General features: G+C 61.0%; 24 protein-coding genes and 3 pseudogenes. 14 read left to right on the top strand and 13 right to left on the bottom strand.

Features of this window, described 5'->3' with window-relative positions:
- Nucleotides 1-21: 21 nt before the first annotated feature.
- Together phaC and V8689_RS27770 are read left to right on the top strand one after the other, a co-directional pair.
- Nucleotides 22-1704, top strand: coding sequence for a class II poly(R)-hydroxyalkanoic acid synthase (gene phaC / locus V8689_RS27765; RefSeq protein WP_056782684.1), 1683 nt, complete (start codon nucleotides 22-24; stop codon nucleotides 1702-1704).
- Nucleotides 1705-1732: 28 nt separating this feature from the next.
- A complete protein-coding gene (locus V8689_RS27770; RefSeq protein WP_056782683.1) occupies nucleotides 1733-2353 on the top strand; it encodes a TetR/AcrR family transcriptional regulator in 621 nt (206 codons plus the stop codon).
- A 187-nt stretch (nucleotides 2354-2540) separates the two neighbouring features.
- Here V8689_RS27770 and V8689_RS27775 read toward each other — a convergent pair whose 3' ends face one another.
- The 3 genes from V8689_RS27775 to V8689_RS27785 all read right to left on the bottom strand — a co-directional run bounded on the left by V8689_RS27775 (nucleotide 2541) and on the right by V8689_RS27785 (nucleotide 4291).
- Entirely contained in the window at nucleotides 2541-3476 is a 936-nt protein-coding gene (locus tag V8689_RS27775) for a phasin family protein (RefSeq protein WP_056782682.1), read from the bottom strand.
- 12 nt (nucleotides 3477-3488) lie between these two features.
- Nucleotides 3489-3911 (bottom strand): phasin family protein, encoded by a 423-nt coding sequence (locus V8689_RS27780; RefSeq protein ID WP_056782681.1) that lies wholly within the window; start codon nucleotides 3909-3911, stop codon nucleotides 3489-3491.
- 104 nt (nucleotides 3912-4015) lie between these two features.
- Nucleotides 4016-4291, bottom strand: a complete 276-nt coding sequence (locus V8689_RS27785) for a polyhydroxyalkanoic acid system family protein (protein WP_056782680.1) — start codon at nucleotides 4289-4291, stop codon at nucleotides 4016-4018.
- A gap of 145 nt (nucleotides 4292-4436) precedes the next feature.
- On the opposite strand from V8689_RS27785, the gene ubiE reads away from it, so the two are divergent.
- The 12 genes and pseudogenes from ubiE (at nucleotide 4437) to V8689_RS27845 (ending at nucleotide 14572) form a co-directional block, all read left to right on the top strand.
- Nucleotides 4437-5207: a bifunctional demethylmenaquinone methyltransferase/2-methoxy-6-polyprenyl-1,4-benzoquinol methylase UbiE gene (ubiE, locus tag V8689_RS27790; protein WP_003171186.1), complete on the top strand. Its 771-nt coding sequence runs from the start codon at nucleotides 4437-4439 to the stop codon at nucleotides 5205-5207.
- Nucleotides 5207-5830 carry a ubiquinone biosynthesis accessory factor UbiJ gene (locus tag V8689_RS27795; protein ID WP_019820017.1) on the top strand — a complete coding sequence of 208 codons (624 nt, stop codon included), beginning with the start codon at nucleotides 5207-5209 and terminating at the stop codon, nucleotides 5828-5830. The genes ubiE and V8689_RS27795 overlap by 1 nt, the downstream gene beginning before the upstream one ends.
- The gene (gene ubiB / locus V8689_RS27800; RefSeq protein ID WP_003187885.1) at nucleotides 5827-7431 is read left to right on the top strand and encodes a ubiquinone biosynthesis regulatory protein kinase UbiB; all 1605 of its coding nucleotides are present in this window, start codon (nucleotides 5827-5829) and stop codon (nucleotides 7429-7431) included. The genes V8689_RS27795 and ubiB overlap by 4 nt, the downstream gene beginning before the upstream one ends.
- A 41-nt stretch (nucleotides 7432-7472) precedes the next feature.
- A complete protein-coding gene (gene hisI, locus V8689_RS27805; RefSeq protein WP_003187884.1) occupies nucleotides 7473-7865 on the top strand; it encodes a phosphoribosyl-AMP cyclohydrolase in 393 nt (130 codons plus the stop codon).
- Nucleotides 7866-7867: 2 nt separating this feature from the next.
- Nucleotides 7868-8200: a phosphoribosyl-ATP diphosphatase gene (locus tag V8689_RS27810; RefSeq protein ID WP_003187881.1), complete on the top strand. Its 333-nt coding sequence runs from the start codon at nucleotides 7868-7870 to the stop codon at nucleotides 8198-8200.
- 26 nt (nucleotides 8201-8226) lie between these two features.
- Complete coding sequence (locus V8689_RS27815) at nucleotides 8227-8505, top strand: twin-arginine translocase TatA/TatE family subunit (protein WP_056782679.1); 279 nt, start codon at nucleotides 8227-8229, stop codon at nucleotides 8503-8505.
- Between the two features lie 10 nt (nucleotides 8506-8515).
- Entirely contained in the window at nucleotides 8516-8923 is a 408-nt protein-coding gene (gene tatB / locus V8689_RS27820; RefSeq protein WP_003187876.1) for a Sec-independent protein translocase protein TatB, read from the top strand.
- On the top strand, nucleotides 8920-9711 hold the full coding sequence (gene tatC, locus V8689_RS27825) for a twin-arginine translocase subunit TatC (protein ID WP_034125559.1): 792 nt from the start codon (nucleotides 8920-8922) through the stop codon (nucleotides 9709-9711). The genes tatB and tatC overlap by 4 nt, the downstream gene beginning before the upstream one ends.
- Nucleotides 9708-10415: a 16S rRNA (uracil(1498)-N(3))-methyltransferase gene (locus tag V8689_RS27830; protein WP_056782678.1), complete on the top strand. Its 708-nt coding sequence runs from the start codon at nucleotides 9708-9710 to the stop codon at nucleotides 10413-10415. The genes tatC and V8689_RS27830 overlap by 4 nt, the downstream gene beginning before the upstream one ends.
- Nucleotides 10416-10612: 197 nt before the next feature.
- Nucleotides 10613-11623, top strand: a pseudogene (locus tag V8689_RS27835) (methyl-accepting chemotaxis protein); the annotation flags it as partial.
- A 201-nt stretch (nucleotides 11624-11824) separates the two neighbouring features.
- Nucleotides 11825-12529, top strand: coding sequence for a methyl-accepting chemotaxis protein (locus V8689_RS27840; protein ID WP_371861811.1), 705 nt, complete (start codon nucleotides 11825-11827; stop codon nucleotides 12527-12529).
- 135 nt (nucleotides 12530-12664) lie between these two features.
- Nucleotides 12665-14572 carry a methyl-accepting chemotaxis protein gene (locus V8689_RS27845; protein ID WP_056782676.1) on the top strand — a complete coding sequence of 636 codons (1908 nt, stop codon included), beginning with the start codon at nucleotides 12665-12667 and terminating at the stop codon, nucleotides 14570-14572.
- A 113-nt stretch (nucleotides 14573-14685) separates the two neighbouring features.
- Here V8689_RS27845 and V8689_RS27850 read toward each other — a convergent pair whose 3' ends face one another.
- From V8689_RS27850 to hutG, 10 genes and pseudogenes are all read right to left on the bottom strand, one after another.
- Nucleotides 14686-15420: an amino acid ABC transporter ATP-binding protein gene (locus V8689_RS27850; protein ID WP_056782675.1), complete on the bottom strand. Its 735-nt coding sequence runs from the start codon at nucleotides 15418-15420 to the stop codon at nucleotides 14686-14688.
- On the bottom strand, nucleotides 15413-16372 hold the full coding sequence (locus V8689_RS27855) for an amino acid ABC transporter permease (RefSeq protein WP_034134699.1): 960 nt from the start codon (nucleotides 16370-16372) through the stop codon (nucleotides 15413-15415). Before V8689_RS27855 ends, V8689_RS27850 begins: the two co-directional genes overlap by 8 nt.
- 130 nt (nucleotides 16373-16502) lie before the next feature.
- Complete coding sequence (locus V8689_RS27860) at nucleotides 16503-17300, bottom strand: transporter substrate-binding domain-containing protein (protein WP_032893985.1); 798 nt, start codon at nucleotides 17298-17300, stop codon at nucleotides 16503-16505.
- A gap of 219 nt (nucleotides 17301-17519) precedes the next feature.
- Nucleotides 17520-18320: a transporter substrate-binding domain-containing protein gene (locus tag V8689_RS27865; protein ID WP_056782674.1), complete on the bottom strand. Its 801-nt coding sequence runs from the start codon at nucleotides 18318-18320 to the stop codon at nucleotides 17520-17522.
- Between the two features lie 179 nt (nucleotides 18321-18499).
- Nucleotides 18500-21078: pseudogene (mdoH, locus tag V8689_RS27870) on the bottom strand (glucans biosynthesis glucosyltransferase MdoH); the annotation flags it as partial.
- Nucleotides 21071-22807, bottom strand: a complete 1737-nt coding sequence (locus V8689_RS27875) for a glucan biosynthesis protein G (RefSeq protein WP_032897635.1) — start codon at nucleotides 22805-22807, stop codon at nucleotides 21071-21073. The gene V8689_RS27875 and the pseudogene mdoH, both read right to left, overlap by 8 nt.
- 267 nt (nucleotides 22808-23074) lie before the next feature.
- Complete coding sequence (gene dtd / locus V8689_RS27880; protein WP_003187854.1) at nucleotides 23075-23512, bottom strand: D-aminoacyl-tRNA deacylase; 438 nt, start codon at nucleotides 23510-23512, stop codon at nucleotides 23075-23077.
- On the bottom strand, nucleotides 23509-24480 hold the full coding sequence (pip, locus tag V8689_RS27885; protein ID WP_014716544.1) for a prolyl aminopeptidase: 972 nt from the start codon (nucleotides 24478-24480) through the stop codon (nucleotides 23509-23511). The genes dtd and pip overlap by 4 nt, the downstream gene beginning before the upstream one ends.
- Before the next feature lie 103 nt (nucleotides 24481-24583).
- Nucleotides 24584-24703 (bottom strand): annotated as a pseudogene (locus tag V8689_RS27890) (alpha/beta hydrolase); the annotation flags it as partial.
- 146 nt (nucleotides 24704-24849) lie between these two features.
- Nucleotides 24850-25650: an N-formylglutamate deformylase gene (hutG, locus tag V8689_RS27895; RefSeq protein WP_056782671.1), complete on the bottom strand. Its 801-nt coding sequence runs from the start codon at nucleotides 25648-25650 to the stop codon at nucleotides 24850-24852.
- Nucleotides 25651-25654: the final 4 nt, after the last annotated feature.

Genomic DNA, 25654 nt, shown 5'->3' on the forward strand with positions numbered 1-25654 from the left:
TTGACGAAGGAGTGTTGGCTCATGCGAGAAAGACCCGTGACGAACCCGGCGCCCACCCCCGCTACGTTCATCAACGCACAAAATGCGATCACCGGCCTGCGTGGCCGGGACTTGCTGTCGACCCTGCGTACCGTCGCCGCGCACGGCCTGCGCAACCCGGTGCACACCGCCCGCCATGCCCTGGCCCTGGGCGGCCAGCTGGGCCGCGTGCTGCTGGGTGAGACCGTGCACGAACCCAACCCCAGGGACCATCGCTTCAGCGACCCCACCTGGAAGCTCAACCCGCTGTACCGGCGCAGCTTGCAAGCCTACCTGAGCTGGCAAAAACAGACACGGCAGTGGATCGATGACAGCGCCCTCAGTGACGATGATCGCGCCCGCGCGCAGTTCGCCTTCGCCCTGCTCAACGATGCCGTGTCCCCTTCCAACACCCTGCTCAACCCGCTGGCGATCAAGGAGCTGCTGAACTCCGGCGGCAATAGCGTGGTGCGCGGCGTAAGTAATTTGTTCGAAGACCTGCTGCACAACAACGGTTTGCCGCGCCAGGTCAGCAAGCACGCCTTTGAAGTGGGCAAAACCGTGGCGACCACGCCCGGTTCGGTGGTGTTTCGCAATGAGCTGCTGGAGCTGATCCAATACAAGCCCATGAGCGAAAAACAGTACGCCAAGCCACTGCTGGTGGTGCCGCCGCAAATCAACAAGTACTACATTTTCGACTTGAGCCCGGCCAACAGCTTTGTGCAATACGCGCTCAAAAACGGCCTGCAGACCTTTATGGTCAGCTGGCGCAACCCGGACGTGCGGCATCGCGAATGGGGCCTGTCCACCTACGTGGCGGCGCTGGAAGAAGCGCTCAACGTGTGCCGGGCCATCACCGGCGCCCGCGAGGTCAACCTGATGGGCGCCTGCGCCGGTGGCCTGACCATCGCCGCGCTGCAAGGCCACCTGCAAGCCAAGCGCCAGTTGCGGCGCATCTCCAGCGCCAGTTACCTGGTAAGCCTGCTGGACAGCCAGATCGACAGCCCCGCAACTTTGTTCGCCGATGAGCAAACCCTGGAAGCCGCCAAGCGCCGCTCCTACCAGCAAGGCGTGCTGGACGGTCGCGACATGGCCAAGGTGTTTGCCTGGATGCGCCCCAACGACCTGATCTGGAACTACTGGATCAACAATTACCTGCTGGGCAAGGAACCGCCGGCATTCGACATTCTGTACTGGAACAACGACAACACGCGCCTGCCCGCGGCCTTGCACGGCGACTTGCTGGACTTCTTCAAACACAACCCCCTGAGCCACCCTGGCGGCCTGGAGGTATGCGGCACGCCCATCGACTTGCGCAAGGTCACGGTGGACAGCTTCAGCGTGGCCGGCATCAACGACCACATCACCCCGTGGGACGCGGTGTACCGCTCCACGCAACTGCTGGGTGGCGAGCGGCGCTTTGTGCTGTCCAACAGCGGGCATATCCAGAGCATCCTCAACCCACCGGGCAACCCCAAGGCCAACTACGTCGAGAACCCCAAGCTGAGCAGCGACCCACGGGCTTGGTATTACGACGCCCAGCACGTCGAAGGCAGTTGGTGGCCGCAGTGGCTGGAGTGGGTGCAAAAACGCTCCGGTGTACAACGCGAAACCCTCACCGCCCTGGGCAACCAGAATTACCCACCGATGGAAGCGGCGCCGGGCACTTACGTGCGGGTGCGCTGAGCTCAGCGATCAACTTTAAGAAGACTGGATGAAGACCCGCGACCGTATCCTTGAATGTGCCTTGCAGTTGTTCAACCAAAAGGGCGAACCGAACGTGTCGACCATGGAGGTGGCCAATGAAATGGGGATCAGCCCCGGCAACCTCTACTACCACTTCCACGGCAAGGAGCCGTTGGTGCTCGGGCTGTTCGAGCGTTTTCAATCTGAGCTGGCGCCGCTGCTGGACCCTCCCGCCGATGCGCAACTGGAGGCCGAGGATTACTGGCTGTTCCTGCACCTGATTGTGGAGCGCATGGCCCACTACCGGTTCCTGTTCCAGGACCTGTCGAACCTGGCCGGGCGCTTGCCTAAGCTGGCCAAGGGGATCCGTCACTTGCTCACGGCGCTCAAGCGCACATTGGCGTCATTGCTCGCGCGGTTGAAGGCGGCTGGGCAACTGGTCAGTGATACCCAGGCGTTGGGGCAACTGGTGGAGCAGATCACCCTGACTTTGCTGTTTTCGTTGGATTATCAGCGGATTCTGGACCGTGAAGGTGAGGTGCGGGTGGTGGTGTACCAGATCATGATGCTGGTGGCGCCGCATCTGCTGCCAACGGCGCGGCAGGCGACCGAGAAGTTTGCCTTGAAGTACCTGGATGACGCCGATTAAACATGTAGGAGCGAGCTTGCTCGCGAAAAACGTCAACGATAACGGGGGTTTCCTGAATAAACGCGGCGTCTTTGAGTTTTTCGCGAGCAAGCTCGCTCCTACAAAATTGGGGCATGCGGCGTTTTTCAGGCTTGCATAAAAAACGCCCGATCTTCGCAGACCGGGCGTTTTTTGCGTCCCGTAGAAATCAGGACTGACTGGATGGCGTCGGGGTGGCCGGCGCTGGAGTCGGGGTAGCAGCCGCATGCGTCGGTGCGGACACCGAATTGGCGGTAGAAGCGGCCGGCGCTGGCGCCGTGGCTGGCTTGGCCGCCGCGGCGGGCTTCGCTGCTGCCGGTTTTTTCGCTACCGCAGGCTTTTTGGCCGCGGCAGGCTTGGCCGCTGGTTTCGCAGCGGCAGGCTTGGCTGCAGGTTTAGCGGCAGCGGTTTTAGCCGCAGGTTTGGCAGCCGGTTTAGCTGCAGGTTTGGCGGCGGCTTTAGCGGCCACTGGCTTAGCGGCAGGCTTGGTAGCCGGTTTGGCGGCAGCGGTTTTAGCCGCTGGCTTGGCCGCAGGTTTTGCAGCAGCTTTGGCTGGCGCTTTTGCAGCAGGTTTTGCAGCCGGCTTGGCGGCGGCTTTAACCAGAGGCTTGGCGGCAGTTTTGGCGGCGGGTTTTGCGGCGGCGGTTTTAGCGGCTGGTTTGGCCGCCGGTTTTGCTGCAGGCTTGGCTGCGGCGGTCTTGGCGGGAGCCGCTTTGGCGCCGGTGAGTTTTTCGATTTGCTTGGTCAAGGTATCGACCTTGCTGTGCAGCGCTTTCAACTCAGCCTTGCTCGGTACGCCCAGTCGCGAAATAGCACTGTTGAGGCGTTTGTCGAAAGTCTCTTCCAACTTGCCCCAGGTATCCGAAATGCTCGACTTGGCGGAACCCGCGCTCGCCTTGGCAGCGTCGACTTTTTTACCAACCGTGCTCTTGGTCAACTTCTCGGCCTTCTCGCCGTCTTTAACCAGGGTCTCGAAGAGTTTGCTGCCGTCACTGTCGATCTTCGAGTACACGCCTAAACCAGCGAGCCAGATTTTGCGGGAATATTCTTCAACTTTCCCGACCCACGAGCTGCCTTCTTTCTGAGTAGTCTTTTTAACAGCCATCCCGATGTCTCCTTAGTGTTTACGCGCGACACGTTCGAGCAATGCCGTCAGCTCTTCGAGCTTAGCAGAGAGTGTCTCCACGTCATGTTTAGACGCAATGCCGATCCGATTCAAGGCACTGGCGACACGAGTATCAAAAGCTTTTTCAACCTTATCCAGTTGAACTTCAACCAGGCCTTTGACGCCGGAGACGTTACTCTTTACTTGGTCAATCTGACTGTTGGCGGCATCAAGTTGTTCAACTACAACTTTTTTACCTTTACTTTCAATACGTTGACCGCTTCTAACGAGTTCCTTGAAGTACTCGCCGCCCTCGCTGCCGACCTTGGCATAGGCACCAAGACCCGCCAGCCAGATCTTGCGGGCATAGCTTTTAACCTCACTCAGAGGGGTGGTCTGAACGTCGATTTTTTTCTTCAAAATAACTTTGGCCATGGTGCACCTCACACAGAATTGGGTGGCGGACGGCCCGCAAGAGTTGAGGGCTTGGGCACAAAGTAGGGTTTAAAATTAGAATCGGCACCCTAAGCACAGACGTATCAGGCCAGGGCCTTATCCAGGGCTTTTTCGATTTCGGACTTGATCGTGCCACTCATGGCCGACATCAACAGGCCAAGTTTCACATCAATGCGCAGCGAATCCTCGGCCACCAACACCGTGCCGTTAACCCCGGCGCGCTTGAGTTTGAGGGTGTCGCCAGCCCACGAAGACTCCACCCCATATTTATCCTCGAGTTTGCGCGCCAATTGCTCAGCCTTGGCCCGCGCCTGTTCTTTTCCCAGGGTATGTTCACGCTCAACGGTAATATGGGCCATTGCAATGACTCCTCTTTATAACGACTCAGAACACCCGCCATGCGGCAAAAGGTCTCGATGAGCGCCTATCTTACCTGCAGCCTTGCCAAGACAAAGCAAGCCTTGGGGATTATCATGTCCCGCATTCTCTTTTGGTGACAGCGATATGACTGATCAGCGCAAAGGCAGCGATGCCGAACCCACCACTCACTTCGGCTTCAAGAACGTCCCGGAAAGCCAAAAGGCGGAAAAAGTCGCTGAGGTGTTCCACTCCGTGGCAGCCAAGTACGACCTGATGAACGACGTGCTTTCCGGCGGCATGCACCGCCTGTGGAAGCGCTTCACCATCGAATTGTCGGGCGTACGCACCGGCAACCGGGTACTGGACATCGCCGGTGGCACCGGTGACTTGGCGGCCAAGTTCTCCAAGCTGGTTGGCCCGACCGGCCAGGTGGTATTGGCCGATATCAACGGCTCGATGCTCAAGGTTGGCCGCGACCGCCTGCTCGACAAAGGCGTGGCCGGCAATATCGAATTCGTCCAGGCCGACGCTGAAAAGCTGCCGTTCCCCGACAACCATTTCGACTGCGTGACCATCGCCTTCGGCCTGCGTAACGTGACCCACAAGGAAGACGCGATCCGCTCGATGCTGCGCGTGCTCAAGCCGGGTGGCCGCCTGCTGGTGCTGGAGTTCTCCAAGCCGACCAACGCGCTGATGTCCAAGGTCTACGACACGTACTCCTTCGCCTTCATGCCGCTGATGGGCAAGTTGATCACCAACGATGCCGAGAGCTACCGCTACCTGGCCGAGTCGATCCGCATGCACCCGGACCAGGAAACCCTGAAGTCCATGATGGTGGAGGCCGGTTTCGACCGCGTGACCTACCACAACATGACGTCCGGCATCGTCGCCCTGCACCGCGGCATCAAGCCCTGATGCTGCTGCAAGGTCTTCTCGCCAGCGTCGAGCACGGCCTCAACCGTGTACTGCGCCTGGACAGCACGGCCCTGGCGCGGCTTGCGCACCTGACCGGCAAAGTCATCGCCGTCGATTGCCGCAGCCCCGCCTTGCAGCTGTTTATCCTGCCCAGCGATGAAGGCCTGCTGCTCGCCACCCAATGGGCCGCTGAAGCCGATTGCACCTTGCGTGCGCCGGCCTCCAGCCTGTTGCACCTGGCGCTGAGCCGCAACAAGACTGCCATCCTCCACAGCCCCGAGGTGGAGCTGGAAGGCGACAGCGCGGTGCTGATGGACCTGGCCGCCGTGCTGCAAGACCTGGAGCTGGACTGGGAATACGAACTGTCGCGCTGGATAGGCCCCGTCGCCACCCAGTTGATCAGCGGGCACCTGCGCAGCCGCTCGCGCTGGTACCAGCAAGGGTTCGCCAGCCTCAACCAGAACCTTGCCGAATACCTGAGCGAAGAATCGCGCACCCTGGTCGGGCAACGGGAAGCGCAAGCGCGCTTTCGCGAGCTCGACAAGGCCAAAATCGACCTGGAACGCCTCGAGGCCCGCTTCGAGCGCTTGAGCCGTTCCCTTGATCCAAGCGATAACGCATGAAGCTGCTCGCCGTCCGCCGTTTGTTTCGTATCCAGCGCGTCGTAATCCGCTACCGTCTCGATGACCTGCTGTTTGCCCTGCCCTTACCGTGGTTCCTGCTGGCGGTGCGTTATGTGCTGCCATGGCGCTGGTTCCCGCGCAAGCCGTCGCCGTTGAGCCGTGGCGCCAGCCTGCGCCTGGCGTTGCAGGACTTGGGGCCTATCTTCATCAAGTTCGGGCAGATCCTCTCCACCCGCCGCGACCTGTTGCCCGAAGACATTGCCGACGAGCTGATGCTGCTGCAAGACCGCGTGCCGCCGTTCGATTCGCAGCAGTCGATGGCGCTGATCGAAGAACAGCTGGGCCAGAAGATCAGCGAGGTGTTCAGCCGCTTCGACGTCGAGCCCCTGGCTTCGGCGTCTGTTGCGCAAGTACACGCCGCACAGCTCAAGACCGGCGAAGAAGTGGTGGTGAAAGTCATTCGCCCGGGCCTCAAGCCGATCATCGGCCAGGACCTGGCGTGGCTGTTTGTCCTTGCCCGCGCGGCCGAACGCTTCTCTGCCGATGCGCGCCTGCTGCACCCGGTGGACGTGGTCGCCGACTACGAAAAAACCATCTACGACGAACTCGACCTGCTGCGCGAAGCGGCTAACGCCAGCCAATTGCGACGCAACTTCGAAGGCTCGCAACTGCTGTACGTGCCGCAGGTGTATTGGGACTGGTGCCGGCCAAAAGTGCTGGTGATGGAGCGCATCTACGGCGTGCAGGTCACCGACCTTGCGACCCTGGCCGACCAGCGCACCGACATGAAGATGCTGGCCGAGCGCGGTGTGGAGATTTTCTTCACCCAGGTGTTCCGCGACAGTTTCTTCCACGCCGACATGCACCCGGGCAACATCTTCGTCAGCACCGTCAACCCGTGGAGCCCGCAGTACATCGCCATCGACTGCGGCATCGTCGGCAGCCTCACCCCCGAAGACCAGGATTACCTGGCGCGCAACCTGTTTGCCTTCTTCAAGCGCGACTACCGTCGTGTGGCGCAGTTGCACATCGATTCGGGTTGGGTGCCGGCGGAAACCAAGCTCAACGAATTCGAAGCGGCGATCCGCACGGTGTGTGAGCCGATCTTCGAAAAACCGTTAAAAGATATTTCCTTCGGCCAGGTGCTGATGCGCCTGTTCCAGACCGCGCGGCGCTTCAATATGGAAGTGCAGCCGCAACTGGTGCTGTTGCAAAAGACCCTGCTGAACATCGAAGGCCTGGGCCGCCAGCTGTACCCGGACCTCGATTTGTGGAACACCGCGCAACCCTTCCTGGAACGCTGGATGCGCGAGCGCATGAGCCCCAAAACCATGCTGGGCAACCTGCACAGCCAGTTCGAACAGCTGCCGCACCTGGCCAACATGACCCGCGACCTGCTGGAGCGTATGTCCCAGCCCCACGCCAAGGACCCTGAGCCACCGTGGCGCAAGCGCAAGGACGATTGGTTCCTGCGCCTGCTCGGCGCCGCGCACCTGGTGGGCGGGGTGATGCTGGCGATTGGTGGGCCATTGAACCAACTGGGCCACTGGCCAGCCGGCATCATGGTCGCCGTGGGTGTTTATCTGATCGTGCGTCGATAGCCAATCCGGTTATACACTGTCGCAAATTGCCGGAGCCGAACATGAAAGACTGGCTGGATGAGATCAAATGGGACAGTGACGGCCTGGTGCCGGCCATTGCCCAGGACTACAAGACCGGGCGCGTGCTGATGATGGCCTGGATGAACCGCGAGGCCCTGAGCCTCACCGCCGCCGAGCAGCGCGCCATCTACTGGTCACGTTCGCGTGGCAAACTGTGGCGCAAGGGCGAAGAATCCGGGCACGTGCAGACCCTGCATGAGCTGCGCCTGGACTGCGATGCCGACGTGGTGATCCTCAAGGTCGAGCAGATCGGCGGCATCGCCTGCCACACTGGCCGCCACAGTTGCTTCTATCGCGTGTTCGAGAATGGCGAATGGAAGGTTGTGGAGCCGGTGCTCAAAGACCCGCACGCTATCTACCCAGCAGGACACTGAACATGAGCGATACCCTGAACCGTGTGGCCCAGGTGCTGGAAGACCGCAAAGGCGCGGACGCCGACAGCTCCTACGTCGCCAGCCTGTACCACAAGGGCCTGAACAAGATTCTGGAAAAACTCGGCGAAGAATCCGTCGAGACCATCATTGCGGCCAAGGACGCGCAAATCAGCGGTGATTACAGCGATGTAATCTATGAGACCGCAGACTTGTGGTTCCATAGCCTGGTGATGCTCGCCCAACTGGGGCAGCACCCACAGGCCGTGCTGGATGAACTGGACCGTCGCTTCGGCTTGTCCGGGCACGCCGAGAAGGCCTCGCGCCCGTCCGCCTGAATAACTAAGACTTGAGGATTTGAAGCATGGGCATTTTTGACTGGAAACACTGGATCGTCATTCTGGTGGTGGTGGTATTGGTGTTCGGTACCAAGAAACTCAAGAACCTGGGCACCGATGTGGGCGAGTCGATCAAGGGCTTTCGCAAAGCCATGAACGATGATGAAAAGCCAGCCGAACCAAGCGTCAACCCGGTGCCACCGGCCCAGCCTGTTCACCCGCAGGCCACCCAGCCGATCACCGAGCGCCGTACCTTCGACGTGCAGGCTGAAAAGGTCCAAGAGCCGACCCGCAAAGACTCGTGAGCACTGACTAATGTTTGGTATCAGCTTCTCTGAACTGCTGCTCGTCGGCCTGGTGGCCCTGCTGGTACTGGGGCCGGAACGCCTGCCCGGTGCCGCGCGCACCGCTGGCTTGTGGATCGGGCGCCTCAAGCGCAGTTTCAACGCGATCAAACAGGAAGTTGAACGGGAAATCGGTGCCGACGAAATCCGCCGGCAATTGCACAACGAACATATCCTCTCGTTGGAGCAGGAAGCCCGCAAGATTCTTTCCCCGGTGCAAGAGCCGGCCAAGCCGGTAACGCCGGTGGCCGAGCACAGCATCGCGCCAGCCCCTGTGGCCGACGCCGCACCGGCTGCGCCCGCCCCCACAACGCCTGCGCCGACGCCCGTTGCGTCGCCCGCGCCCCATGACCCTACATTGCCGCCGCGAGCCCCATGAGCGCTGATAAACCGGAAAACGACCAGCACATGCCGCTGGTCTCGCACCTCACCGAGTTGCGTACCCGCCTGCTGCGTTGCGTGGCGGCGATCTTCATCATCTTTGCCGGGCTGTTCGCCTTTACCCAGCAGATCTACACCTTCGTCTCGACGCCGCTGCGCCAGTACCTGCCGGCCGGCGCGACGATGATTGCCACCGATGTGTCGTCGCCGTTCCTGACGCCCTTGAAGCTGACCATGATGGTCTCGCTGTTCCTGGCGATCCCGGTGATCCTGCACCAGATCTGGGGCTTTATCGCGCCGGGCCTGTACAAGCACGAGAAGCGCATCGCCGTGCCATTGCTGGTGTCGAGCATCCTGCTGTTCTACACCGGCATGGCCTTCGCCTACTTCCTGGTGTTCCCGCTGATCTTCAAGTTCTTCGCCGCTGCCACCCCGGCTGGCGTGGAAATGATGACCGATATCACCAGCTACCTCGATTTCGTGATGACGCTGTTCTTCGCCTTTGGCGTGGCGTTCGAAATCCCGGTGGCGGTGGTGTTGCTGGTGTGGATCGGCGTGGTCGACGTCAAGTACCTGAAGAAGATCCGCCCGTACGTGATCATCGGCTGCTTCGTGGTCGGCATGATCCTCACACCGCCGGACATCTTCTCCCAGACCTTGTTGGCGGTGCCGATGTGGATGCTGTTCGAAGTGGGCATCCTGTTCAGCGGCTTGATCAGCAAGCGTGGCGAACACCCGGATGACGCGCCTGCCGACGACGACCAGCCGCCAGCGACCCAGCCGTGAACCTGCTGCTGCTCGAAGAGGCCGACTTTATCGCGGCCGACCGCGTAGTGCTGCGTGATCGGCGCCTGGTGCATATGCAGGAGGTTCACCGCGCCGCCGTCGGTGACACCCTGCGCGTGGGCCGCATTGGCGGGCTGATGGGAAATGCCCAACTGCTGCGCCTGGAAGCCGCTGAAGCCGAACTGCAAGTGAGTTTCGACCAACCGCCGCCGAGCAAACTGCCCCTGACCTTGCTGCTGGCCCTGCCCCGCCCGAAGATGCTGCGCCGGGTGCTGCAAACAGTGGCGGCCATGGGCGTGCCCAAGGTGGTACTGGTCAACAGCTACCGCGTGGAAAAAAGCTTCTGGCAAACCCCGTTCCTGGAGCCTGAAGCGGTGCGCGAGCAACTGATCCTCGGCCTGGAGCAGGCACGGGACACGGTGCTGCCCGAGATCATTATCGAGAAACGCTTCAAGCCGTTTGTGGAAGACCGGCTGCCGGCCATGGCGGCTGGCACCCTGGGCCTGATCGGCCATCCGGGCGATTACCCGGCCTGCCCCCGAGCCCTGGAAGAACCGGTGACGCTGGCGATCGGCCCGGAAGGCGGCTGGATTCCCTATGAAGTGGACCTGCTGGCCAAGGCCGGTTTGCAGCCGGTGCAGTTGGGTGCACGCATCCTGCGCGTCGAAACCGCCGTAACCGCCCTGCTTGCCCGCCTGTTCTAACCCCCCGACTGATCGTTCCCACGCTCTGCGTGGGAACGCCGCTCAGGACGCTCTGCGTCCGCCCTTGTGACGCAGAGCGTCACGCCCTTCGTTCCCACGCAGAGCGTGGGAACGATCATGTGCATAGCTACAGAATCCCGCCCCCGTGCCGATAGCCTGTGAATAAGTCCAAGCCTTGTTACAGGGGAGTTCGCAGCATGTATCGTTGGTTAGCCGAGAAACTGGGGAATGTAAGCGTCAACCGCAAGCTGAGCGTGGGCTTTGGCCTGGTGTTGCTCCTGACGCTGTTGATCACCTTTACCGGCTGGACCGGCCTGGGGGACGTGATCAGTCGCGGTGACAAGCTGGGCTTCATTTCCAGCCTCAATGGCCTGACCAAAGACCTGCGCCTGGCACGCCTGGACTTCGACATGCGCCGTGGCGAGCAAGGCACGGACAAGGTCGACGGCCTGCTCGCCCACCTCGACAGCGGCCTGAAGACCGCGTCCGATCTGATCGAACAACCTGACGATAAAGCCCTGGTCGAGCAACAGCAGGAAGCCCTGAACCAATACAAAAAGGCCTTCGCCGCCATGGTCCAGGCGGGCCTCAAGCGTGAGGGTGCGCGCAGCAAGCTCGGCGACACGGCCGACAATGCCGTCGCCAAGATCAACGAAATCGAAAAAGCCCTGCTGCAAGGTGACAGCGTCGCCCAGTTCAACAGCGTGGTCGAGCAGAGCAAACTGATCCAGCAATCGCGCTTCCAGGTACGCGGCTACACCTACAGCGGCAAGGTCGAAGCCGAGCAACCGGCCCTGGATGCCATCGACAACGCCCTGAAGAAAATCACCGAGCTGCAAGGCCAGTTGCCTGCGCAATACCAGGCCAACCTGCAAGAAGCCGGGGCATCACTGCAAGCCTACCGCGCCGCCGTCAGCCAGTATCGCGATTCCCAGGTCGCCAGCGCCGCAGCGCTAAAAACCATGATCGCCCAAGGCGACATCCTGCTGGGCCACAGTGAAAAACTCACCGTCTCCCAGACCGCCGTGCGTGACGCAGATGCCGCGCAGGCCAAATACCTGTTGCTGCTTGCCACCGTGCTGGCGCTGATCGTCGGCATCTTCGCGGCCTGGGCCATTACCCGCCAGATCGTTATCCCGCTGAACCAGACCCTCAAAGTCGCCGAACGCGTGGCCTCCGGCGACCTGAGCCACAACCTGGAATCGGGCCGCCAGGACGAACTGGGCCAATTGCAGCGTGCCATGCAAAGCATGACCGTAGGCCTGCGCGAGTTGATCGGCGGGATCAGCGACGGGGTCACCCAGATCGCCAGCGCTGCCGAGCAGTTGTCGGCCGTGACCGAACAAACCAGCGCCGGGGTCAACAGCCAGAAGGTCGAGACCGACCAGGTGGCCACCGCCATGAACGAAATGGCGGCCACCGTGCAGGAAGTGGCGCGCAACGCCGAAGAGGCCTCGGAAGCCGCCGTGGCCGCCGACCAGCAAGCCCGTGAAGGCGACCAGGTGGTGGGTGAAGCAATCGCCCAAATCGAGCGCCTGGCCACCGAAGTGGGTAATTCCACGGTGGCCATGGGTGAACTCAAGCGCGAAAGCGACAAGATCGGCAGCGTACTCGACGTGATCAAATCCGTGGCCCAGCAAACCAACCTGTTGGCCCTTAACGCCGCCATCGAGGCCGCGCGTGCCGGTGAAGCCGGGCGCGGCTTTGCCGTAGTGGCCGATGAGGTGCGCAGCCTGGCCCAGCGCACGCAGAAGTCCACTGAAGAGATCGAAGAGCTGATCGTCGGCCTGCAAAGTGGTACCCAGCAGGTGGCAACCATCATGGACAACAGCCGCGGGCTGACCGAAAGCAGTGTTGAGCTGACGCGCCGGGCCGGCCACGCGCTGGGCAATATCACCCGTACCGTCTCGACCATCCAGGCGATGAACTCGCAGATCGCCACCGCCGCCGAGCAGCAAAGCGCCGTGGCTGAAGAGATCAACCGCAGCGTGTTGAATGTGCGCGATATCTCCGAGCAAACCTCGTCGGCCAGCGAAGAAACCGCGTCCTCCAGCGCCGAACTGGCGCGCCTGGGGATCTACCTGCAGACCCTGGTCGGGCGCTTCCGAGTCTGAATTACCCTACGCGGCGGCTTACCAAAGCCGCCGCATCTTGTGAAATTTCCTACGCAGTTATCAGCCCTCCACGGGCCCGAATCGAATTAGCGTTTCAGGTGTCGCCAAACGCTTTTTCTGATTCGGAGGTTCACCATGTTTCCTCGGCTGACCCGCGTGCTGGTCAATGCCAGCGTCCGCCTCAAGCTCGCCCTGGGTTTTGGCCAAGTGCTGATCCTCAGTTTCCTGATCGCCGCCACCGGCTGGCAAGCCTTGAACGCCGTGCTTTACCGATCCAACAGCCTGACGACCCTGGGGCAACTGGCGGTCGACGCCGAGGCCATGCGCGCCGACCGTATCGTGTACCGCACCCTGACAGACAGCGATAGCCTGGGCAGAATGGCCGCGAAAATCGAGCGGATCGACCAGCACCTGGCCGACCTTTCAAACCGCCTGAAAGACCCGGCAGACCTGCAGCGACTTGAAGAGGCCAAGAGCCTTGCAAGCCACTTCAAGGCGGCACTGGCACAACTTCCGCCCTTGATAGAACAGCGCGAGCGCATCCGACCGGCGCTGAAAAAAATCGCCCTGCAAGCCAGCGATACCCTCGCCCAATTTGCCAGTGACCTGCCTGACCAGAACGACGAAAAGGCCCTTGATGCCATCGAGCAACTGCGCCAGGCCATGGAGCTGGCCGAAGATCGCGCCCAGAGCCCAGCCTGGGCCGCGCAATCGCTGGCGATGTATGCAGAGGCCATCGGCAAGGCGCTTGACGCTCTGGAGATCGCGCAGCTGGCCGTCACAGCACTGCCGGTGGATTCAGCACTGCTCAAGACCGACCTGGCCGCCTACCGCGAGCAGTTGATCAAGCTCAAGGAAGCCCAGCTCAACGTGGAGACCGTGCAAAACCGCTTCGAACAGCAACTCAATGACCTACGCGAAAACAGCACCCAGTTGAGCCAGAGCCAGAACACCAAGCGCAACAGCGAGGCAGACCACACCCGTACATTGCTGATCAGCGTGACAGTGGCCGCCCTGGCACTGGGTGCGCTGGCCGCCTGGTGGATCGCCCGGCAGATTGCGGTGCCACTGCGGGAGATCCTTGGCGCCGCCCACCGCGTTGCCGAGGGCGACCTCAGCCATGACATGGCGGTCGACCGTCGTGACGAACTCGGCCAGTTGCAGCAAAGCATCGGGCAAATGACCCGCAGCCTGCGTAGCCTGATCAGCAGTATCGGTGACAGCGCCCGGCAGATCGCCGGAGCGGCCACGCAGTTATCCACGGTCACCGAGCAGACCCGCAGCGGGCTTAATGAACAGAAAGACGAAACCGACCAGGTGGCGACGGCCATGAATGAAATGCTCGCCACCGCCCAGGAAGTAGCGCGCCACGCCGAACGCGCCTCGGTGGCAGCCAATGAAGCCGACCAGCAGGCCGGCGCTGGTGAGCAGGTGGTCACCCAGGCCGTGGAGCAGATTGGCAACCTGGCCAGTGAAATGGCGCTGTCGGGCCGTGCGATGCTCGCGCTGCAACAGGAAAGCCAGAAGATCGCCAGTGTGCTGGACGTGATCAAGTCCGTGTCTCAGCAGACCAACCTGCTGGCCCTGAACGCCGCCATTGAAGCGGCGCGTGCGGGCACTGCCGGCCAAGGCTTTGCGGTGGTCGCCGATGAAGTGCGCAGCCTGGCCCAACGCACTCAGGAATCGGCCGAGGAGATCGAAGGGCTGATCCTCGGCCTGCACAATGGCACTCAGCAGGTGGCAGACATCATGGACAGCAGCCGCAACCTGACCGACAACAGCGTCGCCCTGACCCGCGACGCCGGCGACGCCCTGAGCGCGATTGCCCGCACGGTGTCGATCATCCAGGAAATGAACCCGCAGATCGCCGCCGCAGCGGAACAGCAAAGCGCTGTGGCCGAGGAGATCAACCGCAGTGTGTTAAAGGTGCGGGACGTGTCGGAACAAACCGCCGCCGCCAGCGAGGAAACGGCGGCCGCGAGTGTTCAGTTGACAAGGTTGAGTCTGGACTTGCAGACGCTGGTCGACAAATTCAAGCTCTGAAACACCACCACTGTAGGAGCGAGCTTGCTCGCGAAAAACCCAAGGCCGCTGCGTTCATTCAGGGTGCGCTGCGTTATCGTTGAAGGTTTTCGCGAGCAAGCTCGCTCCTACAGTCATAGGACCTGGCGCAGGAAGGCTTGGGCGCGGGGGTCTTTTGGCGCATTGAAGAACTCGGCCGGGGCGGCGTCTTCCAGCAATTTGCCGTGGTCGAAAAACAACACCCGGTCTGCCACTTCCCGGGCAAAGCCCATCTCGTGGGTGACGCACACCATGGTCATGCCTTCCATGGCCAGGGTCTTCATCACGTCCAGCACTTCGCCGACCATTTCCGGGTCGAGGGCCGAGGTGGGCTCGTCAAACAGCATCACCTTGGGCTCCATCGCCAGGGCCCGGGCAATGGCGACGCGCTGCTGCTGGCCGCCAGACAGGCGCGATGGAAACTCGTGGGCCTTCTGCGCGATACCGACCTTTTCCAGCAGCGCCAGGGCCTTGGCCTCGCGCTCTGGCTTGCCGCGCTTGCGCACGACCTTTTGCGCCAGGCACAGGTTTTCCAGCACGGTCATGTGGGGGAACAGGTTGAAGTGCTGGAACACCATGCCGACTTCACGGCGGTAGGCATTCACGTCGGTCTTGGGGTCGGCCAGTTGCAGGCCGTCGATGCTCACCGAACCTGAGTCGAACTCCTCCAAGCCGTTAAGGCAGCGCAGGAAGGTGGACTTGCCGGAGCCCGAGGGGCCGATCACCACCAGCACCTCGCCCTTGGCCACTTGGGTGGTGACGTGATCCACCGCGCGCACCACCTGCCCACGGGTATCGAAGACTTTTACCAGATCGCGCACTTCAATCACTTTGGGCGAGCCTCCGCTCAAGCCGGCTGGCCATCTTCGACAGCGGCAGGTTGATCAGCAGGTACAAGCCCGCCACACAGAACAGGATTTCAAACGGCGAGAACGAGGTGGTGATCACCTCGCGGCCGCTCTTGAGCAACTCGGTAATCGCGATCACCGACACCAGTGAGGTGTCCTTGACCAGGCTGATAAATTGCCCGGCCAGGGGCGGCAGCACGCGCTTGAACGCCTGCGGCAGTACCACGTGGCGCATCGACTGGCTGGCGCTCAAGCCCAGGGAACGCGCCGCTTCGTCCTGGCCACGGGTGATGGACTGCACGCCGGCGCGCACGATTTCTGCTACGTAGGCACCGGTGAACAACGACAGCGCGGCAATCCCGGCGAACTCCCGGGACAGGTTGAGCACCGTGCCGATAAAGAAATAGAAAATGAAGATCTGCACCAGCAACGGCGTACCGCGCACCAGCTCGACGTAGATCGTCGACAGGTCGCGCAAGGTAGGGTTTTTTGACAGCCGGCACAGCCCGGTCGCCAAGCCAATCGCCAAGCCCAGGATGCCGGACACCACCGACAGCCACAATGTGGTCCACAAGCCCCACATCAACGGCCCCAGTGCCCATTGCCGAGTCACGCCGACCACGTCGCCTTCAGCTACATCGTCACCGCGCGCCACTTGCAGGCTGTTATCGGCGACTGTGAGCTTTTGCTCCACTCCGGCGTCGTTGCGCAGGGTGACTTCGGCCGTATCGCCGTTGCGCACCAACTCGACCACGGTGGAAATATCCGCGGCGCGCTGGGAAGTTTCGGCTTGATAAGCGAAGTACTGCGGGACGCGGTTCCAGCGCCATTCGTAGGACATCAACGAGGTGGCGTAATACAAGGCACCCGCCAGGCCGACCAGCACGACCACCGTGAGCAGGTGCCAGGGCCATTGGGCTTTTTTCTGTTTCATTTCACTTTCCGCATAGGTGTCGCCTGATAGGCCGCCATCGGGGGCAAGCCCGCGCCCACAGGTTGATGTGTGAATACAGTCAAATGTGGGAGCTGGCTTGCCTGCGATACAGGCAACTCGGTGTCAGGCCTTATTCCATGTCCTTGAGCCACTCGGAGCTCTTGAACCACTTGTCATGGATGCGATCGTAGGTGCCGTCGTTACGGATCTGGTGCAGGAAGTTGTTGATGAAGTTGATGCTGTCGTAATCGCCTTTCTTCAAACCGAACGCCAGGGGCTCAAAGGTGAAGGGCTCGTCCAGGAACACCAGCTTGCCGTTACCGACTTTCTTTTCGGCCACCACGTTGTACGGTGCGTCGTAGACGAACGCGTCAGCCTTGCCGTTGACCACGTCGAGCACACCTTCCTGCTCGTTGTCGTAGCCGTGGTACTTGGCTTTGGAGATCAACTTCTTGGCCACCATCTCACCGGTGGTGCCGAGCTTGGAGGTCAGGCGGTATTTCTCGTCGTTCAGGTCTTTGTAGGACTTGATGGTGCCTTCCAGTTCCTTGCGGATCAGCAGCGTCTGGCCGACCACGATGAAGGGTTCGCTGAAGTTCAGGCGCAGGTTGCGTTCCTGGGTCAGGGTCATGCCGCTGCCAATCATGTCGAACTTGCCGGTCAGAAAGGCCGGGATGATGCCGTCGTAGCCGGTGGACACCAGCTCCAGCTTGACGCCCATGGACTTGGCCATGGCCTTGAGGATATCAACTTCAAAACCGATGATTTCACCACGTTTGTCGGTCATTTCGAACGGCATGTAGGTGGGGTCCATGCCGACTTTCAACGTGCCGCGCTTGACCGCCTCATCAATGGCGCCGGCCTGTGCCACGGTGGCAGCGACCAGCGCGGTGACGCCAAGCATCAGCATCGAAAGATACTTTTTCATCATCAAGACCCCTGAACGATTCTTATAAGGTGGGCGCACGAGAGGGCTGCGCCATTTCGGGGAGCGATCCTAACCCACTCGTTGTCCGCCACAAAGGTTTCACCGGTAAATGTTATCGGTGTGTGTCGGAAAACACTGACAGCGGCGCGCAGAAGCGCAGGCGCAGACGCTTCAGCGCGGCCTCCCGATCAGGGGTTGATGTGTAAGCAGTTATGACGATCAGTCGATCTCGGCGATCCAGGCCGTGTCCCTTAACCACTTGTCATGCAGGCGATCGTAGGTGCCGTCCTGGGCGATCTGATTGAGAAAGTGGTTGATCCAATTGAGGCTGTCGTAATCACCTTTTTTCAGGCCAAACGCCAAGGGCTCAAAGGTGAAGGGTTGCTCCAGTGCCAACAAGGCACTGTTCTGTGGCCGACTCATCGCGATCAGGTTGTAGGGCGCATCATGGATAAAAGCATCGGCCTTGCCTTCCACCACCTGCCGCACGCCCTCTTCCGGGTCAGCCACACTGCTGAGCCGAGCGGATACGAGAAAGCGCTGCGCAGCGGCTTCGCCGGTGGTGCCTTGGGTGGTAACGACGCGGTAACTGGCGTCGTCCAGCTCTTCAATACTGGACACCTTCGCGCCCAGGCGCGGATGCAGCAACACTGTCTGGCCCACTACGATAAACGAGTCACTGAAGTTGAGCTTGAGGTTGCGCTCCTGGGTGACCGTCATGCCGCTGCCAATCAGATCAAACTTGTTTGCTGTCAGCCCTGGCAGCAACTCCGTGTAGGGCACCGCCACCAACTCAAGCTCTACACCCAGCGCGCGACTCATGGCGTGGAGCAAGTCAATTTCAAAGCCGACGATGCGCCCCTGCTTATCGAGCATTTCGAACGGCACGTTATTGGGGGTGGTGCCGACTTTAAGTACGCCACGGCGCACAGCGTTGTCCAGCGCGCCCGCGTAAAGCAGGCCTGCGTGTCCCCCCAGGAAAAAGCCCATCAGCAATGCCAAACAATACCTTTTGATCATGAATGCCCCCGTGGCGAGTCCAATGTGGGGGGCGATCCTAACCCAGCCGCAGGCACGGCAATACGCTTCGAACAAAGGTCTTTTGTTTCGAAATAACAAGGAGTTAGGAATAAAAAGGAAGGGGCTAAAAACGCTGTAGGACCAACGTTTGAAACACCCCCGAAGTGAGCCTTCGGGGGTGCCTGAATCAGGCCGGTTGGGCCTGGGGCGACTGTGGTTGCAGGGGCAGCAATGGCGCGTGCGGATCAGCCTTGATCGAGGCACGCCAAGCGCCGAGCCACTCGGCATGACCTTCGCTCCACACCTGCTCATGCAGGCGAGCCAAGGCCACCGGGTCGCTGAGCAGCGCCAAACGTTCGCTGTTGTTGAGGCCGGCCGGGCCGACTTTCAACGCGTGGCGAACACGCTCCATGCGCAGGTACTCGATGGGCTCGGCCTCACGGTGCCGCGAGGTCGCCAAGGCGCAGGCCAGGGCGTTCTGCTGCGGGTCGACCACCGAACGCACAAAGCCGTCATTGAGGGCGTGCCAACGGTTTTCGTGGGTGTACTTCTCGGTCGACAGCAGGGCTTGCGGCGGGTTGTATTCCTCAGGGATCAGGAACAGGCTCTCATCGCGAGACTTGAGGCCCAGCTTGACCCGGCTGGAAATCACCGACACCGGGATCGACAGCATCAGCGAACCGACGATCGGCACCAGCCACCACAGGAAGCTTGGGTTCAGCCACACCACCAGCAGCGCCCACAAAAAGCCCAGCACGGTTTGCGGACCGTGGCGCTTGACCGCCTCGCTCCACGGTGTGGAGTCGTCGTCACGTTGCGGCGAGTTCCAGGTAGCGGCCCAGCCGAGGAACGCGGCGAGCACGAAACGGGTGTGGAAAATCATCCGCACCGGCGCCAGCAGCATGGAGAACAACATCTCCAGCAGCATCGACAGGGTCACCTTGAACTTGCCACCGAACTCTTTGGCGCCCTTGGCCCAGATCAGGATGATGCTCAGCAGTTTAGGCAGGAACAACAGCACGATGGTGGTGGAGAACAGCGCCACCGCCTTGTCCGGATGCCATTGCGGCCACAGCGGGTACAACTGGCGCGGAGCCATGAAGTACTGCGGTTCCATCAGCGTGTTCACCGCCAGCAAGGCCGTGGACAGCACCAGGAAGAAGAACCACAACGGCGCCGACAGGTAGGACATCACGCCGGTCAGGAACACCGCACGGTGTACCGGGTGCATGCCTTTAACCAGGAACAGGCGGAAGTTCATCAGGTTGCCGTGGCACCAGCGACGGTCACGCTTGAGTTCATCCAGCAGGTTCGGCGGCAGTTCTTCGTAGCTGCCCGGCAGGTCGTAGGCAATCCACACGCCCCAGCCGGCACGGCGCATCAGCGCGGCTTCAACGAAGTCGTGGGAAAGAATCGCACCGGCAAACGCGCCCTTACCTGGCAACGGCGCCAGGGCGCAGTGCTCGATAAACGGCTTCATACGGATAATGGCGTTGTGGCCCCAGTAGTGGGATTCACCCAACTGCCAGAAGTGCAGGCCGGCAGTAAACAGCGGGCCGTACACGCGAGTGGCGAACTGCTGCATGCGCGCATACAGGGTGTCCATGCCCGAGGCACGCGGCGCGGTCTGGATAATCCCCGCATCCGGCGTGGCTTCCATCAGGCGCACCAGGCTGGTCAGGCACTCGCCGCTCATCACGCTGTCGGCGTCGAGAACGACCATGTACTTGTAGTCACCGCCCCAACGACGGCAGAAGTCGTCGAGGTTGCCGCTCTTGCGCTTAACGCGACGGCGACGACGGCGATAGAAGATCTTGCCGAAACCACCGGCTTCGCGGCAGACGTCGAGCCAGGCTTGCTGTTCGGCGATGCAGATGTCGGCGTCGTTACTGTCGCTGAGCACGAAGAAATCGAAGCGATCCAGGTCACCAGTGGCGGCCACCGATTCAAACGTTGCACGCAAACCGGCGAATACACGCGGCACGTCTTCGTTGCAGATCGGCATCACCAGGGCGGTACGCGCATCCTTCGGAATCGGCTCGTCACCGGCACTTTTACCGGAGATGCGGTATTTATCGTGACCAGTCAGCAGTTCCAGGAAGCCCATGAGCGCGGTCCAGAAACCGGCCGACACCCAGCAGAACAGAATCCCGAACATGATCAGGATGCTGGTTTGCAGCGCGTAAGGCAGTACCTGGGTAGCGGTTTGCAGCAGGGTCTGGTTGCGAATTTCGTCGAAGTCCACCAGCGACCAGCCCTGGTACGGCATGATGCCTTTCATGTACCAGCCGGCCACGATGGTCTGGCCCAGCATCAGCACCAACAGGATGTAACGGCGGATCGAGCCCACGGTACGCCAGCGCGCAGCCGGCAGTACCCGCTCGTCTTTCGGTGGCTTGGGCGGGTTGGTGCGACCGGTCATCCGGCGCCAACCGCGCACCAGGATGTTGGTGCGCCAAGGCTCGGGCACCACTTTGGTCCGACGAATCGGTGGCGTGGCCTTCAGGCACACGCGACCGCTGGCATCGAGCGCCAGCATTTCGGCGTCTTGCAGCTCTTCGGCGCTGTTGAGGGTCAAGCGGCGGCCAACCGACGCTTGGGCAGCGTCGGTCGGTGCGTCGAAGGTCTTGGACGACAAGCGCTCGTGCAACTCGCTGAAGGACGTGCAGCCCGCCAGCTCGGCGCGCTGCTCAGCCGTCATGGGTAGATGCGCCAGGTACTCGGACAGAGTCTCTGGCTTGACTTGAGAATTACTCATCGGCAGGCAACTGATAGCTCCAGGTTTCGGTCAGGACTTGCTCGGTCTTGATCGGCTCCGGTGTGGCTGGGGCAGCCTCAGGCTGTTTGGCTTCCTTGTCCTTGGCGTCTTTCTTGGCCTGTTTCTCATGCTGCTTGGCCACGACTTTGTCGGCCTTGAGCACATGGTTGGAAACCGACTCAGGCTCAGGCTGCACGATATCCTGCACCAGCGCCGCACGCATTTCGGTCGGCTTGCTTGCGTCCTTGATCTTCATACGCAGGGTCAGGCGCCAGCCTTTGGTGTGTTCGTTGTAACGCACGCTGTTTTCAACCAGTTCGGCGTTATCGCCCACGCTCACCTGGCTACGTACCGGAGCGTCCGGCAGCAGTTTCTTCAGGGACGGTCCCTCGAAGTCCACCAGGTAGGCCACGCTGCCATCGGGCTGACGGATCAGGTTGGATTGCTTCACGTCACCGGTGGAGCGCAGGGTCTGCTTGACCCAGGCACTGTCCGGCGAATGGAAGGCCGCGTCGTCCAATGTCCAGTGCAGGCGATAGGCTACGTCCAGCGGCTTGCCGACTTCCGGCAGTTCGGCCGGGCTCCAGAAGGCCACGATGTTGTCGTTGGTCTCATCGGCGGTCGGGATTTCGACCAGGTCGACGGAGCCTTTGCCCCAGTCGCCTTCAGGTTCGATCCAGGCGCTTGGGCGCTTGTCGTAGTTGTCGTCCAGGTCTTCGTAGTGGCTGAAGTTGCGACCACGTTGCAGCAGGCCGAACCCACGCGGGTTCTCGACGCTGAAGTTGCTGACCGACAGGTGTTTAGGGTTGTTCAGCGGGCGCCAGATCCACTCGCCATTGCCGGCGTGGATCGACAGGCCGCTGGAATCGTGGAGCTCGCGACGGTAGTTGAGGACCTTGGACGGCTGGTTGGCGCCGAACAGGAACATCGAGGTCAACGGCGCAACGCCCAGCTTGCTGACCTTGTCACGCAGGAACATCTGGGATTTGACGTCCACCACGGTGTCGGTGCCAGGGCGCAGGATCAGGCGATAAGCGCCAGTGGCGCGTGGCGAATCCAGCAGCGCAAAGATCACCAGGTGCTTGTCACCCGGCTTTGGACGCTCGATCCAGAACTCGGTGAACCGTGGGAATTCTTCGCCAGACGGCAATGCGGTGTCGATCGCCATGCCACGGGCAGACAGGCCATACACCTGGTCTTTACCCACGACGCGGAAATAGCTGGCGCCGAGCATGGTCATGATTTCGTCTTGCTTGTCGGCCTTGTTGATCGGGAAAAGCACGCGGAAACCGGCGTAACCCAGCTGTTCGGTAGCTTTAGGATCAAATTTCACGTCGCCGAAATCGAAACGTGTCGGGTCGTACTTGATTTCATGCACGCTGTCGGCGGTGACTTCGTTGATTTTCACCGGGGTGTCGAAATGCATCCCCTGGTGATAGAAGGACAGCTTGAACGGGGTGTTCTGATCGGCCCACTCGGCTTTTTCATTGCGGAAACGAATTTTCTGGTAATCAGCGAATTTCATTTCGCGGAATTCGTTCGGCAAATTGCTGCGCGGAGCTTCGTATTTCTGCCCGGCCAGCTCTTTTGCCTTGGCCGACACATCATCCAGACTGAACGCCCACAGTTGACCCGCGCCGAACAGGCAAAACAGGGCGGAGCCCGTCACCAGTGCGTTTCGTAACCGTTTGGCAGACAATTTTGGTGCATTACAGGGACTAACAATCACGAGCAACCCTCGCCGAAAACAGATCAAAAAACCAACTGCCAGCTATCTATATGCCAGGTTGGCGAGCAATGTTCCGACTCCTCTAGGGCGAAATGATTCCCCATGCGGTTGTCGGACAAGGCTCTACCTAAGTCAAAAATGGACCAAACAACGCTGATCCCCGTAGCGCGCGATTATCTAGTAGCCCGCGAGACAACGCATCAGGGGCAGCGAAGTATTTGTAGCGAAACCCTGCGTTTTTAGGCATTAACGTCGTTTTTCATACATTCATGTCTGTAAGAGGAAGGTCACAGGGCCATCATTGACCAAGTGCACCTGCATATCCGCGCCAAAACGCCCTGACGCCACCTTGCCATGCAATTGTTGCGCTTGTAACAACAAGTGATCAAAAAGCGCCGCTCCCAGGGCCGGTGGAGCCGCCGTGGAGAAGCTGGGCCGCAGCCCGCTTTTGGTATCCGCCGCCAGGGTGAACTGCGACACCAGCAGCAAACCGCCGCCGATATCCTTGAGGGACAGGTTCATCTTGCCCTCCTCGTCACTGAACACCCGGTAGTTAAGCAGCTTGTGCAACAGTTTGTCGGCGCTTTCGGGCGTATCTGAAGGCTCGACGGCGACCAGCACCAGCAAACCCTGGTCGATTGAGCCGACCACCTCACCCGCGACCTCGACCCGGGCGCCACGCACCCGCTGCAACAGGCCCTTCATGCTTCTTCAGGCGGCAGGTCGAGCAAGCGCCGGGCCATTTCGCCGGTCGCGCGTACCAGCGCGTCAGTGATGCCCGGCTCGGATGCCGCATGCCCGGCTTCACGGATCACCTGCAACTCGCTGTTGGGCCAGGCCTGATGCAGTTCCCAGGCGTTATCCAGCGTGCAGATCATATCGTAGCGGCCATGGATGATGACGCCGGGCAGATGGGCGATCTTGTGCATATCGCGAATCAGCTGGTTGGGTTCCAGGAAGGAGTTGTTGGTGAAGTAATGGCATTCGATACGTGCGATGGACAAGGCGCGCTGCGGCTCGGAAAACCGCTCCACATGCTGTGGGCTCGGGCACAGGCCCAGCATGCGGCCTTCCCAGCCCGACCAGGCTTTGGCCGCGTGCATCTGGGCGATCTGGTCATTGCCGGTCAGGCGCTTGTGATAAGCGGCGATCATGTCGTGGCGCTCCTCCACCGGGATCGGGGCCACGTAGTCCTGCCAGTAATCCGGGAACAGGCGGCTCGCGCCCTCCTGGTAGAACCAGCGAATATCCTGGGGGCGGGCGAGGAAGATGCCGCGCACGATCAGGCCGAGCACACGCTCGGGATGGGTTTGCGCGTAGGCCAGGGCCAGGGTCGAGCCCCAGGAGCCGCCGAACAGCACCCACTTGTCGATGCCCAGGTGCTCGCGGATGCGTTCAAGGTCGGCGACCAGATCCCAGGTGGTGTTGTTCTCCAGGCTGGCCCGTGGCGTGGAGCGGCCGCAGCCACGCTGGTCGAAGGTGACAATATGGTAGAGGTTCGGGTCGAAATAGCAGCGGCTCTGGGCGTCGCAACCGGAGCCGGGGCCGCCATGGATGAACACGACAGGCAAGCCTTCGGGGGAGCCACTTTCATCGACATACAGGGTGTGGGTGTCATCGACAGCCAGATCGTGCCGGGCGTAGGGTTTGATCTGCGGGTACCAAGTCTGCATTGCGTGCTCCGTAGGGTGTCGGGTTCATCCCTGGGGGGACGTCTATTATTTTGCCGTCTGGCATCATAAACCCGAATTGTGCAATGAGCATGTCCTTGAGCACTTAGACCTGTGTCAGCAGTTGGCGCCTCAGATAACCGAGCAGATAGTCATACAGCCGATCCACCTCCGGCACCTGGCCGCGTGCCCGCAAACAACCGTGGACCAGCCCTTTGCCGGGATGGCGGTGTGTCAGTTGATAAAAGTGTTGCTGAACCACCGTTATCGCAGGCAAGCCAGCTCCCACATTTCGAGCGCATTCTCATGATAGAGCGCGGTCAAGTGTGGGAGCGGGCTTGCTCGCAAAAGCTATTGCAGCAGCACCAACCATTACCGGTAGTGCTTCTGCCCCCAAGCCAACAGCCCTTCCAGCAACTGCCTCAACACCACCTGCGTCGGCTCGGCCAGATCAGGGCGATAACGGAACGGCTCGAACTCCTCCATATAGGTGCTCTGGCACAACTCCAGTTGCACCGCGTGGATATCCTGCGCCGGGTTGCCGTAGTGACGGGTGATATGGCCGCCCTTGAAGCGCCCATTCAGCACATGGGTGTATTGCGGATGCTGGGCGCAGATGGCTTCCAGCTGGCTGGCCAGCTGCGGGTCGCACGCAGCGCCGTTGAAGGTACCCAAATTGAAGTCCGGCAATTTGCCGTCAAACAGGTGCGGGATCAACGAGCGGATCGAGTGCGCGTCGAACAGCAGCGCGTAGCCGAATTCGGCCTTGAGGCGCGCCAGTTCTTCTTGCAGTTGGCGATGGTACGGCCCCCAGATTTTTTGCAGGTAGCTGGCCCGCTCTTCGTCGGAGGGCGTTTGCCCTTCACGGAACAACGGCACGCCGTCGAACAGCGTCTCGGGGTACAGGCCGGTCGTAGCGCCGGCATACAGCGGCGTGTTGTCGGAAGGCCGGTTGAGGTCGATGACAAACCGCGAGTACTGCGCAGCCAGGGTGCTGGCGCCCAGTTCTTCGGCAAAGTCATACAACAGGGGGATATGCCAGTCGGTGTCCGGCAGGCTTTGCGCCTCGGGGATCAACCCGGCCTCGACCGCAGGGGTGAGGCGCAGGCCGGCGTGGGGCATGCTGATCAGCAGCGGTACGCGGCCTTGTTTGAATGTCAGAACCTTATCCACAACA

This window comes from Pseudomonas sp. AK181, from assembly GCF_051122975.1.
Classification (GTDB): domain Bacteria; phylum Pseudomonadota; class Gammaproteobacteria; order Pseudomonadales; family Pseudomonadaceae; genus Aquipseudomonas; species Aquipseudomonas lactis.